Source organism: Streptomyces sp. Mut1 (assembly GCF_030719295.1).
In the GTDB taxonomy this organism is placed as follows: domain Bacteria; phylum Actinomycetota; class Actinomycetes; order Streptomycetales; family Streptomycetaceae; genus Streptomyces; species Streptomyces castrisilvae.
In genome coordinates, this window is sequence record NZ_CP120997.1 from 973,313 (window position 1) to 987,079 (window position 13,767).

The 13,767-nt window shown below is 68.8% G+C and carries 12 protein-coding genes; 6 read left to right on the forward strand and 6 right to left on the reverse strand.

What is annotated here, in order from left to right:
- Positions 1–68: 68 nt before the first annotated feature.
- The 4 genes from P8A18_RS03890 to P8A18_RS03905 all read right to left on the reverse strand — a co-directional run bounded on the left by P8A18_RS03890 (position 69) and on the right by P8A18_RS03905 (position 2,640).
- Positions 69–218, reverse strand: coding sequence for an SCO1431 family membrane protein (locus tag P8A18_RS03890; protein WP_018551289.1), 150 nt, complete (start codon positions 216–218; stop codon positions 69–71).
- 255 nt (positions 219–473) lie between these two features.
- A complete protein-coding gene (locus P8A18_RS03895) occupies positions 474–1,745 on the reverse strand; it encodes a M48 family metallopeptidase (RefSeq protein WP_306051859.1) in 1,272 nt (423 codons plus the stop codon).
- Entirely contained in the window at positions 1,742–2,482 is a 741-nt protein-coding gene (locus P8A18_RS03900; RefSeq protein ID WP_306051860.1) for an RNA polymerase sigma factor, read from the reverse strand. The genes P8A18_RS03895 and P8A18_RS03900 overlap by 4 nt, the downstream gene beginning before the upstream one ends.
- A complete protein-coding gene (locus P8A18_RS03905; protein ID WP_306051861.1) occupies positions 2,482–2,640 on the reverse strand; it encodes a hypothetical protein in 159 nt (52 codons plus the stop codon). The genes P8A18_RS03900 and P8A18_RS03905 overlap by 1 nt, the downstream gene beginning before the upstream one ends.
- 361 nt (positions 2,641–3,001) lie before the next feature.
- Here P8A18_RS03905 and P8A18_RS03910 point away from each other — a divergent pair, with 361 nt between their 5' ends.
- The gene (locus P8A18_RS03910) at positions 3,002–4,882 is read left to right on the forward strand and encodes an FAD/NAD(P)-binding protein (protein WP_371933758.1); all 1,881 of its coding nucleotides are present in this window, start codon (positions 3,002–3,004) and stop codon (positions 4,880–4,882) included.
- A 66-nt stretch (positions 4,883–4,948) separates the two neighbouring features.
- Positions 4,949–6,112: a putative PEP-binding protein gene (locus tag P8A18_RS03915; RefSeq protein WP_306051863.1), complete on the forward strand. Its 1,164-nt coding sequence runs from the start codon at positions 4,949–4,951 to the stop codon at positions 6,110–6,112.
- A gap of 112 nt (positions 6,113–6,224) precedes the next feature.
- Here P8A18_RS03915 and P8A18_RS03920 read toward each other — a convergent pair whose 3' ends face one another.
- Together P8A18_RS03920 and P8A18_RS03925 are read right to left on the reverse strand one after the other, a co-directional pair.
- Positions 6,225–7,064, reverse strand: a complete 840-nt coding sequence (locus tag P8A18_RS03920) for a helix-turn-helix transcriptional regulator (protein WP_306051864.1) — start codon at positions 7,062–7,064, stop codon at positions 6,225–6,227.
- Positions 7,065–8,264: 1,200 nt separating this feature from the next.
- Positions 8,265–9,038 carry a DUF6008 family protein gene (locus tag P8A18_RS03925; RefSeq protein ID WP_306051865.1) on the reverse strand — a complete coding sequence of 258 codons (774 nt, stop codon included), beginning with the start codon at positions 9,036–9,038 and terminating at the stop codon, positions 8,265–8,267.
- 496 nt (positions 9,039–9,534) lie between these two features.
- On the opposite strand from P8A18_RS03925, the gene P8A18_RS03930 reads away from it, so the two are divergent.
- From P8A18_RS03930 to P8A18_RS03945, 4 genes are all read left to right on the forward strand, one after another.
- Entirely contained in the window at positions 9,535–10,359 is an 825-nt protein-coding gene (locus P8A18_RS03930; RefSeq protein ID WP_306051866.1) for a p-hydroxycinnamoyl CoA hydratase/lyase, read from the forward strand.
- Positions 10,356–11,906, forward strand: a complete 1,551-nt coding sequence (locus P8A18_RS03935; RefSeq protein WP_306051867.1) for an AMP-binding protein — start codon at positions 10,356–10,358, stop codon at positions 11,904–11,906. Before P8A18_RS03930 ends, P8A18_RS03935 begins: the two co-directional genes overlap by 4 nt.
- Positions 11,907–11,942: 36 nt before the next feature.
- Positions 11,943–12,641: a DUF899 domain-containing protein gene (locus P8A18_RS03940; protein WP_306051868.1), complete on the forward strand. Its 699-nt coding sequence runs from the start codon at positions 11,943–11,945 to the stop codon at positions 12,639–12,641.
- Positions 12,642–12,781: 140 nt separating this feature from the next.
- A complete protein-coding gene (locus P8A18_RS03945; RefSeq protein WP_306051869.1) occupies positions 12,782–13,528 on the forward strand; it encodes an SDR family NAD(P)-dependent oxidoreductase in 747 nt (248 codons plus the stop codon).
- Positions 13,529–13,767 lie beyond the last annotated feature (239 nt).

Consider the following 13,767-nt stretch of genomic DNA (forward strand, 5'->3'; position numbering starts at 1 on the left):
GACGCACGGATCACAAGGGGCGGGGAGCCGGGCGGGCTCCTCGCCCCCTGTCGTGTCCCGGCGGGGCACTAGAGCAGATGGAGCTGGGTGATGAGCATCGCGACGACGACCACGAGCGTCCAGCCCATGACGTGCTCAAGCAGCTTGGGGCCGTCGTCGGGGCCGCCCGTCCGGTTGCGGCGGCGGGCGGCGGTGAGGTTGGCGGCAGTCGCGCTCATGGCATCTCGTTCGGTCGGCCGGCAGTAGACGTACCCGGCACCCTGCCGGGACCCGACCACAGTGCCAGCCCGAACGGCCTCCGGGGTAGAGACGCCGGTCACTCCCCCCGGGGCCGTACGGCAGCTCCGGCAGTCGCCCGAGCCCGCGCTGAGCTGGGGCGGAGCGCACGGGCGGCACGGATCGCGGGGCGCCGTCTGTGCCGCAGACCACAGTGCCGCTCCCTCGCCTCGGAACGCCCGGTGCACGCGGCCGCGTCACCCGAGAATGCGGGCGATGAGGGAGAACTGGGACAGGATTCCGACGAGCACCATCAGCGCCGCCCGCACCGGTACCGGCGGCCGCTCCTTCTGTGTCCGGGCGGCAGTGGCCGGGGCGTGCGGGTCCGGGCGCGGCAGCTTCGGCCACCGCACTCCGGTTTCTCCGGCGGCCGATGACAGAAGCCGCAGGCCGGGTTCTCCGGCCCGCGGAGGGTCGTCCTCCTCCGGGCCGAGGGCTGCCAGGCGTTCTCCGAGCGCGGGGTGCGAGAACGTACGCCGGCCCATGATCCGGTGCGACGGATGACCCGTGCGTGCGGGCAGCGCGTCGCCCAGGGACCGGTAGATCCCGCCCCAGCCGCTCCGGGCCGTCCTCGGGATCGTCCCCCGGAACGCCTCCCACGCCACCGCCGTCTCAGCGGCTCGCAACAGCGCGCGTCGCATCGAGGCCCGGCCCACGTACAGCGCGGCGATCCGGTCGGCTTCCAGCTCCTGCCGGTGGCGGGCGGACCGGCTGAGGCGGTCATGCAGCTTCCGGTACCTGCCGAACAGCGCGATCAGCAAGCGGGTGTTCCGCTTCAGCAGCCAATTGCACCAGCCCACGTCCGTCGTGACCGTCATCGCCTCGGGCAGCTTCCGGCCCACGTCGCGCAGGATTCTGGAGGTGCGGATGGCCAGGGCGCCGCATCCGTGATGCCGTCCGGCGCAGTGGGCGAGCTCATGGCACAGGACCGCGCGCAGTTCCTCGCGGTCGACCCCCGCCAGCAGCGGCGCACCGAGGTAGAGGGTCTTGCTCCGGGGCCGGCCCAGCAGCGGCCGGACCCCCATCTCGGCATTCACGCAGGCCGTGAGCCAGATCCTGGTGTCCCCGGGGGTGCCGAGGAGCAGGTCGAGATCGGCGACCAGGCGCCACAGTTCCGGAGCGTCCGTCCGCTCGAGCGGCACCGCACCCGGTGGGCGGGGCTCTTCTTCCTCACGGACGATACGGACCACGCCGATGAGTGGGACAACGACGGGCCCCACCATGGCCGCCGTGGCAACGGACACGTACAGCATCAGCTTCAGGCAGTGGGTGACCGCGGTCGTCAAGCCCGCGCCGGCGGGCCCCGAGGCCTCGACGCACAACACCATCAGTCCGGCCCAGGCCAGTATGTAGCCCAGCAGGAGACAGGGGCCGGTCGCATGCAGGCAGAGAAGCGCCAGACGGGCGGCCGCCCTGCGCAGGGCGCTCGTCAGCCGGTACTTCCGCAGCCGCGGCGGCGCCGAGGTCATGCCGCCCCCTCCACGGACCACGACTGCCGGACCGCGACTTCCCGCAGGGCGGCCAGAATCCGGCTCCTGGTGGCACGGTCCGCCTCGAAGTGGCGGAGCAGTTCTTCCTCGGCACGGCGGACAGCGGCCACCGCCTCCTCCTCCTCACCCTCGTCCAGGTTCAGCGGCAGAACACCGAGGGCCGGGCCGACGGCTGTGGGCAGGAGGCCGGGACGACCCTCCCGCTCCTCCGTCTGCCCGCAGATCTCTCTGAGGCTCGCTCGCGCCTTGAACAGGTGGACCCTCACCGTCTTGACGGAGATACCCAGCTTGTCCGCGATCTCCTGCGCCGAGAACTCATCCACGTGCAGGTCGACAACGGTGCGCTGACGGAGCGGCAGTTCCCGCAGCGCCCAGAGCACTTCACGGGTCTCGACGCTGAGCTGCGGGTCGGGACGAGGGCAGGGCCGGGGGACATCCGCGATGCGTTTGAGCCAACGCGTGTGCCTTCGCCGCAACTTCCAGACCCGCTGGCACATGGCGCGGTGTACGACGGCCTCGGGCGTCTCGTACCTGCTGTACCGCTCCCACTGGGGCAGAATGGCCGCGAACGCCTCCTGCACCACGTCCTCGGCGTCCTGCATGTTCCCGCACAGCCCGTAGGCGCGGGCGACGAGCTTCGGGGACATGCGCTCGAAGAACTCCTCGAAGTCCCGCATCAACTCGTGCGGCGGCCGCACCTCGTCACCGGTCCCCATCACTTCTTTCCCTCCCCGCCACGCGGCTCCCGGTCCACGAGGACCATCACCGTGACCGGGGTCGGCACGGTACGGGCGGAGCGCAGCAGACGCAGCACCTCGATGATGACGGGGAACCACGCCGACAGGACAGCCGGCTCTTCGAACAGGGGCAGCACTGGTAGCCTCCCGGGTCGCTTTCACGGACACCTGAGGACAGCCCCGAGACGTCGATACGTTTACGTCCGGCCGGCGATCGACCGGCGCGCGGCTCCGGCAGATCCCACCCGCCTCGGCCGGGCGGCGCATCGTCGCGGCAGCCCGAGCACCCTCGGAACCCGGCGCCGGGCCCGATAGAGTGCTTCACCCGGGAAGCGCCTCGGACCATGGCCGGAACAAGGGCCTCGATAGTCCCTGTTCCTGCTGGTCAAGGCACTTTCTGCTTTTCTGCCCGACTGCCGGACAGCCCGCTTCGTGAAAGCCCGGGGCTGGTGTGAGTCGGCAGAGCCGCATTCCCATCCTCTTCGGGGAGGTTTCACCATACTTCGAACAGGTTTATGCCCAAGAGTGCTCATTGTCGGATCGGGCCTGGCCGGCGCCGCCACCGCTATGCGACTGCTCCGTTTCGCGCGCGACCCCCTGGAAGTCATTCTGCTGGAGCGGCGTTCCGACTACCGGTGCGCGGGTGTCGCCTACCACCGCGACGGCAACCCCTGGGGTCATGTGTTCAACATCCAGGCGGGCCGGATGTCGGCCTTCCGTGAGGACGTCCACGACTTCATCCGCTGGGCCAACTCGGAGGCCGACCGCGGGGACTGGCCGGCCCCCTGGGCCGGGATGACATTCGCCGAGGAGGGACCGGCACCCCGGCGGATCTTCCAGGACTACCTGGTCGACCGGCTGGCCGAGGCCAGGCGGGAAGCCTGTCCCGGTGTCGTGCTCGTCGAGGCGGACGGCGAGGCGGTCGACCTGGAGGTCCGTCCGACCGGCGTCGATGTGACGGTGCGCCACTTCTCCCCGGACGGCGCGGGGAAGGGTTCCGGAGGCGGGCAGGACCGGGAGACGACGGTGCTCTTCGCCGACCGCGTCATCCTCGCGACCGGCCTGGAGCTCAGGGAGCCGCCGTTCGCCGCGGAGGTGCTCGATCACGAGTCCTTCGTGCGCAACCCGTACTCCGCGGCCGGCGTCCGGAAACTGACGACGCTCCCGCCCGGGGCGACCGTGGCGATCGTCGGGTCCGTGCTGAGCGCGTACGACTCGGCGGGCCTGCTGTTGCGCCAGGGCCACACGGGGAGGATCCATCTGGTCTCCAGGACCGGGACGGTGTTCCGTACGTACCCCGCGGGCCATGAACACGAAGTGGTGCGGCTGCCCTGCCCGAAGACACTGCTGGAGCCGTATGCCCATCGTGAGGAGTTCCTGGCCCGGGTCCGGAGCGAGTGGGAAGCCGCGTGCTCGACGGTCCTCCGCGAGCACCCCGGCATCCACCCGACCGTGGTCGCGGAGCGGGTGGCCAAGGCGTGGGAGCCGCATCTGCCCAAGGCCATCGAGCTGATTCCCTCCGCGGAACTACGGGGGCTGCTCGATGAGTTCGGCACCGCGATCGCCGCCTTCCGGGTGGGCGCGGTGGAGTACACGATGGAGATCATCGAGCGCGCGATGCACCCGGCGGACGGGACCGTGCGACTGGTGGTCGGCAAGGTGGCCGGGATCAAGCCGACGGAGTCCGGGCGACTGGCCGTCTCCGTCGACGCCAGGAACGGGACCCGGTCCATCGAGGCCGACCTGGTGATTTCCAACTTCAGCAGGGAGTCGGACTACGCCAGGGTCGGCCGGCCGCTCTGGAGGAACCTCCTGCGCCGGGGGACGGCGGTCCCCCACGAGCGCACCGGGCGCGGTCTGGAGGTCGACGAACGGGGGGCGCTGCTGGGGCCCGGCGGGGAGGCGGCCGGGCCCGTCTTCGCGGTCGGTGTGCTCAGGGAAGGCGACGAGATGGTCCGGAACGGCCGGACCGGTGCGTTCACCTTCAATCTCGCGGCCATCAAGAACCACTCGATCGCGGTTGCCGCACATGTCATCGGGCGGCTGGAACCGAGCGACGACGTTTTGGCCGAGAGCTTGGCCAAATACTATGCCCGTTCCAGCAATATCAAGGAAGTGGACCGGGCCGAATTCGAGGAAGCTGTGACTCTGGAGGTGAGGAGGCTGGCCACACGTACTCGAAGTGAGCGGGAACTCATCGATTCCCGTTTGGATTCCTGTATTCGGGCCGTGGCGGAACCGCCTGGCCTTTCGGTGGATGCCTCCCGGCGCGACCGCCTGATGAGGGTTGTCGTCAACCGGGCAGCCGTCGAACGGCTCACGGACATCTCAGTTACGCCGAAGGAACTGCGCAGACAACTCGGGATAGCGAACTCCTAGGACGCGGAGGACCAGTTGAGCGGGCGACGAATTCAAGGGTTCCTGTTGAGCGACGGAACAGAGAAGGTGCTGCGCGGCACTTGTAACCGCACAAGGAGTCCACTTCAGGGATCGATCCTCGTCGCCAGTTCCCTCGAAGCGGGCCTTTACGACGCAATGGTGGCGTCACGTGCGGTCGTCTGCGGCGCGGGCGGGCTGACCGGGCACATGCAGTCCATCTGCCGCGGCAGGGGGATACCCGTGCTCCGTGTCGACGAGAGCGACCTCGCCGGCGTCACCGGCGAGGTGACGCTGCATCTGGAGAGCCAGTCGATCGTTGTGGAGTCCGGCACGGTTTCCCGGGCCGCGAGCCCGGCGGCGGACCCCTCACTGGACGATCTGGGCTCGGCCTGCGCGGTCATCGCGGATCTCCAGGACATCGCCACGATCAACGCCTGCGGTCCGGACGCGAAGCGGGTCGACTCCTTCTTCATCCGGGAGGAGTTCCTCTGCCTGGCGGCGGGCCTGCGTCCGCTGGACGCGGTGGGCGGCAGCCCGGCCGACATCACGGCGTACGGGCAGGCCGTCGCGGACCGGCTGTGCAGGTTCGTGGAGGCTCTCCTGCCCGAGCAACGGCTCGTCCTGCGGCTGCTCGACCTCCGCTCCGACCACGCTGCCCGGGTCACCGAGCTGGCTCAGGTCGCGGTCGAACCCAACCCCGAACTGGGCCTGCACGGCGCCCGCTGGCTGCTGGGTTCGGACGCCTACCGGGACGCGCTGCACGCGGTGCTCGGATCCCTGCGCAAGCGGCTCGGTGACGAGGTGGGCCGGGTGCACCTCTCGATTCCCTTCGTCAACGACGCGGAGGAGTTCGCCACGCTGAGCAGGCACCTGGAACTGCCGGCCGACATGCCGGTGTCCGCGTTCATCGAGACGCCCGCGGCGGTGCACGCCACCGCGGAGATCTGTGCCTCGGGGGCCAGCGAGCTGTTCGTCGGCACGAAGGACCTGGTGCAGTTCTACCTCGCGGCGGACCGGGGCAACCACCTGGTCGCCGGGTCCTATCAGACCCGGCACCCGGCCGTCATCGACGGCATACGGAGGGTGGTGGAGTCCGGGCGCGCGGCGGGCACCCCGGTGAGGGTGTTCGCGCTGGGGGCGGACCTCGGCCACTACCTGGAGCAGCTGCCGACCCCGGACGGCTACATGATGTGCACGGCCGAGCTCCAGCAGGTGATCCTCAGGTCGTGACTCTCGACGTGCCGGCCCCGGACCCTCGTACTGGGCGTACTCGGGTCCGGGGCCGGTGCGGCGAGAGGGCGCGCATGGCGTCGGCCGGCAGACGGGAATGTGCCGACAGGGCCTAGGGTGACACCTCCGGCACGGCCCTCAGCCGATGCGCTCCGGCCCGGCCCCACGGATCCGCCTGGCAGTCGCCCGCACAGGGAGCCCTCCCGAACCCGCTGTCGGCGAACCCTGCCTCACCGGACGGGACGGCGTGCAGCGGCCGGTGGTACGGGCCGTCCAGTTCCGGAAGGGCCAGCAGGATCGGCAGGTCGAGCTGGGTGGCCGCCCGTAATTGCACATCGGCGTTGTACATACGTCCGCCGCGGGCCCGGACCGCCCACCCCGAGCCGATCAGCCTGGGCAGGCGGACCTGCGGGCCCGGCGCGCCGTCGTGCAGCATCACGGCCGCCGCCCGGATGAACCACAGCCCGTCGGGGACGTTCAGGCGGAACGGACGGCACTCGTCAAGAATGTCGCAGGAGCGCGGCAGTCCCTCCATGATCGGGGTGCTGAAAGCACCCACATAGACCCGGACCGGGCCGACGTCGGCCGGGAAGTGCAGCCTTCCGGCCACGGTGGACAACCCGTGGCCGGCCTGGGCGGCCGGCAGGGTGAGCGGGGGCATGCCGCAGCGGGCCAGGAAGCGGTACCTGGTCGGCGCGATGCCGACGCTGCGGGTGAAGCGGCTGGTGAACGTGCCCAGGCTGTTGTATCCCACTCGGTAGGTGATGTCCGAGACGCTGGCAGCGGTCTCCAGCAGGTGCCGCTTGGCCATGAACAGTCTGATCGCGGCGAGGAACCGGCCCGGCGACGTCCCGGTCACCTCGTTGAACATCCGCGAATAGTGGAACTTGCTGTAAAAGGCAGTGTCCGCCAGTTGTCCCAGGGAGAGCGGGTCGGCGTGGTGATTCCACATAGCTTTTATACTGCGCTCGATCGCTGCCTCTGTGGCCATCCGTATCCCCCGGCTTTGGATGCTGAGAATGCATTTGCATGTGCACGGAAGTACCAATTGCCTGTCGGGAACTTCGGGATCCCCGATCAGAATTGTTCCGGTGAGCGGTCGCAGCGCGGCCCGGCCCACCGGCGCGTTCGTTACAGCGAGTTACCCTGCGGGTTGGCGGGTCCGTCTTGGGTTGCCTGATCGTTCTGTACCGGTCGTGCGGTGGCTCCCTCATGTGGCGGTACACCTTCCCCGAACGTGTCGAACTCGGCCGATGCCGTGGCGGCCGAGTCTGGCGGAGGAATATCGTTTAACTGTTCGAAACCGTTCGCATCTTCAAAATTGCGGTTTGAGCAGGACGTTGAGAGAAGATGGCCGAAAATCGCGTTTACGGTACCGCGTCCGTTGAAGGCGTTCAGTGCGATGCGGATTAAATCTCTGCCCCGGAACGGGTTTCATCTGCTTCACCCGCTGGTGGAGCTGGGGGACCCGAAGCGGTGTTCGAGGCAGCCCGGCGCAACCGGGACACGTCGGCGCGTCCCCGACTCCAAGCACCACCTCGTCGTCGTGGCCGTGATGAAGTAGTTCCTCAAGTCTGGGGTTCCTACCGAACTTGGGGACCGGAGGTCCCGCCGGCACCGGGACGTCACGGTGCGGTGGCCTGTCTCCGCCGCTGTTCGACACAGCCATTTCGGCGCTCCGCCCGACGCCACGCTCATCGAGCACGGCTTCGTGGCGCTTGGGCACGGCTCTCGCGACGACGCCGAGAATATGCGGCACGAAGATCACTGAAGTGCTCAAGCCATCAGGGCCGCTGATTTCACGGGCCAGGACCCGGACCGCGCCCGTGAGTGAGCCATTCGCAGCGGCCACCGACGGGGACGAAGGCGCCGTTGGCGCAACGCATGAGGCGCCCGTGCGTCGAGGAGACATTCGAAGTCTCAACTCGTCGGCACGGGCGCCTCATTGGCTCCCCGTCGTGCTCATCGTCACCCGCGAGGACGGCCGCGGGTGGAATGGTGTTCCCGAAGTACGCGCTCGGCTCCCAGGGGCGGACTCCCGTCGAGGAGCGCGGCTACCCGGGCCGGGCCGAATCGCGCCGCGAAGGGCTCGGCAATGAACAGGCCCGGTCACACGCTCCGCGCGATGACCGGGCCAGGGAGCCGATGTCCCTCAGTGGCGCCCCAGAGGTTCGAGTGCGCTCGCGGAGCCCTCCTCGGAGCCGGCCGGGGCAGCCGCGACTTCCACGTCCCCCAGGAGACCGAAACTCTCCCTGACCGCCCGCTTCTCCTTCCAGAGGTGGTAGACGGCGATACCGAGGATGACCGTGCCCACCGCGTTGGCCACAAAGTGCCACCAGACCCGGTACGTCGCCAGTGCCGGGCCCGGTTCGATGGCTCCGAACCAGGTGGACAGTCCGATGGCCCGGCTCGCGCCCAGCGCCACGGAAGCCGTCAGCACGATGTGCTCGATGCCGTGGATGCCCTGCATCCAGACGCCCATCCTGGCCCACTTGCGCGCCTTCAGCTGTCCGGCGACCCGGTGCGTGATCTGCACGATGCCGACCAGTCCGGCGAGGAAGATGAAGTTGCCCACCAGGTGCAGGATCTCCATCCCGAGGGCGGGCTTGCCGGCGTCGACCTGACCCATCCCACGGGCAAAGCTGTCGGCCCACGGAGTCATCCACGCGGGAGCGTAGGGATGGGCGATCCAGTAGCCGGCCTGCGTGACATGTTCCTGGAAGTGGCCGATCTGGCCCACCACGCCAACGCCTACGAGCCCCACGGCGACTTTGTACAGCCACGGCCTCACCTCCCTCCGGTTCCCGACCGCGAGCACGGCGACGGCGGCCCACATCGCGACGGCCCAGCCGATGAAGAGAACAGCGCCCACGGTGTCCACCGTCGAAACGGTGGGTGCCATCCCAGGCATGCCGGAGTGATCCATACGAAGTTCCTCCCTGGTTGTCTCTCAACTGTGCGGAAAGATCGCAGAAACAGCTGCCGGAGTGCGGCACCCCCTGAGGTGGTTACCGAATTCCGAGACCAGCGAGTAAGCACATCCCTGGGTTCCCCCGGCACGAGCGGAACCAGCACCCTCCCGCTGCTCACGATGGCGAACTGGCCTGCCTACGTGCCTCCCGCACAACAGACTGCCCCCGGTTCGCCGGGTTCGCCTCTTCCAAATTGCTCTCTTCGGATCCCGGCGTGGTGGGACCGGACCTCGCCGGCGGCAAGGCCCTTGACCGCGTGCGACCCCGGACAGGTGCACCCGCCGCCGGCACCGCCGCGGACCGCTCCGGACCGATTCCCGGCAAAGCACATTGGGAGAAGCCGACCCGATACAGCCGATGTGATGCTCATATCCGTGGCCGGAGCCACGGACGGTGGATTGGTGAATTGCTGTGCGCGTGCGCACTTCGTCTGGAGAAGAGGCCAAAAAAATGATCACGCTGGACACGGTGAACGTCGAGATCGACGGACCGAAGGCCACGATTTACCTGAACCGGCCGGGCAAGAAGAACGCGATGAATCCGCAGATGCACCTGGATATGAACGAGGCCCTGGACGCGATCGAGGCGGCCGGAACCGTAAAGGCGGTCGTCGTGACCGGCTCCGGTGACAGTTTCAGCTCCGGGATGGACCTCGAAGAGTGCTTCCTGCGGCCTTTCGACGACCCGCAGTTGTTCTACCGGACCAATCTGGTGGCGCTCAATTGGTTCAAGCGGCTGAAGGCCTTCCCCGCGGTGACCATCGCCAAGGTGAACGGGTACGCCTTCGGCGGTGGGTTCCTGGTGGCGGGGATCTGCGATCTGGCCATCACGTCGGAGACCGCGAAGTTCGGACTCTCCGAAATCAACTTCGGCATCTTCCCGGCGGGTGGAGCCACCTGGGCGGCCACCCACAACCTGCCGCGCAAGCAGGCGCTGTACTACATCCTCACCGGCGACACGCTCACCGGGCGGCAGGCGGAGACGTACGGGCTGGTGAACAAGGCCGTCCCGGCGGATCAACTGGACGCGGAGACCGACCGGATCGTCGGCAGGATCGTCAACAAGAACCCGATCACCCTGGAACTGGCGAAGCAGGTCTATGAGCGCACCACGACCATGGACCTCCCGGCGTCGATCGACTACGACCAGGCGAAGCTCTGGGAGCTCTCCCGTCTGAGCGGCAACGAGTGGATCAACGTGGCGCTCAAGCAGTTCGAAAAGCGCGACTACCAGCCCGGCCTCAGCACGTACAGCCGGGTGGACGCCGCGTCATGATATTCACCGGCCCACGTCCGCGCGTCCACGTTCCCGAGACCACGTTCACCTCCTTCATCCTGCGGCAGGCGGAGCAGTACCCGGACCGGCTGGCGACGGTCGACGTGGACGGGGAGAACGGTCACACGTACGGGCAGCTCGCATCGGCGGTGCGCCGCGCCGCCACCGGACTCCATGCCCGCGGCTTCGGCAAGGGCGACGTGCTGGCCCTCCTCGCCCCGAACGTGCCCGCCTACCCGGTCGCGTACCACGCCGCCGCCCTGGCGGGCGGCACGGTGGTGGTGCTCAATCCCCTCGACACGGCGGACGATCTCACCGCCCACCTGAACGACACCGGCGCGCGCCTGCTGGTGACCGTGCCGTCCGAGGTGGCCAAGGCCACGGCGGTGACCGCGCGGACGAAGGTCGAGGAGATCATCGTGTTCGGTGAGGCGGAGGGCGCTACGTCGTTCTCCGCACTGCTCGCCGACGGAGCGCCGCCCGAGCCGGCCATCGACCCGGCGCGGGACGTGGTGACCGTGCTCCACTCCAGCGGCAGCACCGGTTATCCCAAGGGGGTGCTGCTGACCCATCGGAACATGATCGCCAACGTGCTCCAGACCAGCCTGGTCGCGCCCCTGGACGAGGCCGAGACGGTGCTCGCCGTCCCGCCCTTCCACCACGCCTTCGGCCTGATCATGACGATGAACGCCAGTCTGCTCCAGGGCGCGACACTCGTGACGATGCCGCGCTTCGACCCCGAGGCCTACCTCAAGGCGATCCAGGAGCACCGCGTCACGCGCCTCTACGTCGTACCGACCATCGCCGTCCTCCTCGCGAAGAGCCCGCTGGTGGACCGGTACGACCTCTCCTCGCTCCGCTCGATCGTCTCCGGCGGCGCCGCGCTCGACCCCGGTACCGCCGAGCTCTGCCGGCGGCGCCTGGGGGTGAGCATCGGCCAGGGATACGGCCTCACCGAGGCACTGGTCTCGTTCATGCAGCTCGCCGACCCGGTGGCCCCGGGGTCGGTCGGCCCCACCTCCCCCAACATCGAATGCAAGATCCTCGACATCACCACCGGCGAGGAACTCGGGCACAACCAGGACGGCGAGGTCCTGATCCGCGGCCCGCACGTGATGAAGGGCTACCTCAACGCCCCGGAGGCCACCGCCAAGGTGCTCGAACCGGACGGTTTCCTGCACACCGGCGACCTCGGCCATGTGGACGAGAACGGAGAACTCTTCCTCGTCGACCGCATCAAGGAACTCATCAAGTACAAGGGCCAGCAGGTGTCCCCGGTCGAACTCGAAGCGGTCCTGATGTCGCACCCGAACGTCACCGACGCGGCGGTCATAGGCGTGCCGGACGAGGAGGCCAGCGAGATCCCCAAGGGATTCGTGGTGACCGGCGAGCCGGTCACGCCGGAGGAAATCATGGCTTTCGTCGCCGAACGGGTCGCCCCCTACAAGAAGATCCGGCGGATCGAGTTCATCGATCAGATCCCCCGCACACCGGTCGGCAAGATCGAGCGCCGCAGTCTTCTGGCCCGCGAAAAGACCGGCCGGTAATCGCAACTCCGAAGCAGACCACCCAGGGAGAACCCGATGAACCTTCCGAAGATAGTTTCCCGGTCGGAGTGGCTGGAGGCCCGCAGGGCGCTCCTGGAGAAGGAGAAGGAGGTCACCAACGCCCGCGACATGATTGCCGCGGAGCGCCGGAAGCTGCCGATGGTCAAGGCGGAGAAGGAGTACCTCTTCGAAGGGCCGGACGGCACAGCGACGCTGCTCGACCTGTTCGAGGGCCGCCGCCAGCTCATCGTCCGGCACTTCATGTTCGGCCCGGACGACGAAGAGGGCTGCATCGGCTGCTCCATGCAGACGGACAGCGTCGGCGAACTCGCCCACATGTGGGCCCGCGACACCAGCTTCGCCCTGGTCTCCCGGGCACCGCTGGCGAAGCTCGAACCCTTCAAGGCCCGGATGGGCTGGAAGTACCCCTGGTACTCGTCGTTCGGCAGCGACTTCAACTACGACTACGAGGCCGCCACCGAGATGGGCGAGTCGCCCGGGGTGAGCTCGTTCATCCGTGACGGCGACGACGTCTTCCACACCTACTCGGTCTTCGACCGGGGCGGGGACATCTTCAAGAACTTCTACAACTACCTGGACATCACCGCCCTGGGCCGGCAGGAGGACGAGCTCGAACACCCGTGGGACTGGTGGCGCTACAAGGACAGCTACGACAGCAAGGACGCGGCCGCGCCCGGCAACAACTGGTGGAATGGCACACGCTTCAAGTCGTAGCGAGTTGCCCTCCCCGCCCTCCGGCGACAGCCGGGGGCCCGTGACTCCGGCTCCGGGACCTGCTGCCTCCCCGCGACAGGTCCCGGGGCCGGAGTTCTTGACCGTCCGCGACCGGACACGCCCGTTACCTGGAGGACATCATGAGCGACCTGTCCGGCAAGACCACCATCGTCGTCGGCGCGAGCCGCGGCCTGGGCCATGGGATCGCCACGGCCTTCGCCGGGGCCGGTTCCCGGGTGGTCGCCGTCTCGCGCACCGCGGCGCCGTTCCCCGAGCCGGCCGGCGGCGCCGGCAGCACCGTGCCCGAACTCGCCGACGCCGGCGACCCGACAGTGGCGGGCAGCCTCCTCGACCGGTACCGGCCCGAGGTCGTCGTCCTGGCGGCGGGCGCGAGCCCGCACATGCGTCCGCTGCAACACCAGACCTGGGAGACCTTCTCGGTCAACTGGCAGACCGATGTCAGGATCGCGTTCCACTGGCTGCGGGAGGCGCTGCTCACTCCGCTGCGGCCCGGCAGCAGGGTGATCGTGGTCAGCAGCGGTGCCGCGATGGCGGGTTCGCCGCTCTCCGGGGGCTACGCCGGCGCCAAGGCCACCCAGCGCTTCATCACCGGATACGCCCAGGACGAGGCGAATCGCGCCGGACTGGACATCACGTTCTCCGCGGTGCTGCCCCGGATCACTCCGCTGACCGAGCTGGGCCGGTCGGCGGCCCGCGCGTACGCGGCCCGCGACGGCCGGTCCGAGGAGGAGTACCTGAAGCAGATGGGGCCGCTGCTCACCCCGGAGATCGCCGGCTCGGCGATGGTCGAGCTGGTCCGGGCGGAGGCGGCCTCGGTCGCGCCGGGCTACCTCCTGACCGGGGCCGGGCTGAAGAAGCTGCCCTGACACGGTCCACGTCATGAGTACGGGGCAGGGCCGCTGGCCGGCGCTGCCCCGTACGTCGTCGCGACTCCCGGACACGGCTTGGCAGGCGGTGGGAACCGGCCCGCCGAGCCGTCGCGCACGCATGCCCCGGAGCCGGCGTCCGCCCCGCCCGGGAAAGCGGGAGGGCACGTAGGAAGAGGCCGGTGGGATTTCCATCTTCGATGATGGCTGAGCAGCACCGAGCCCGTGGGCCGGTCCTT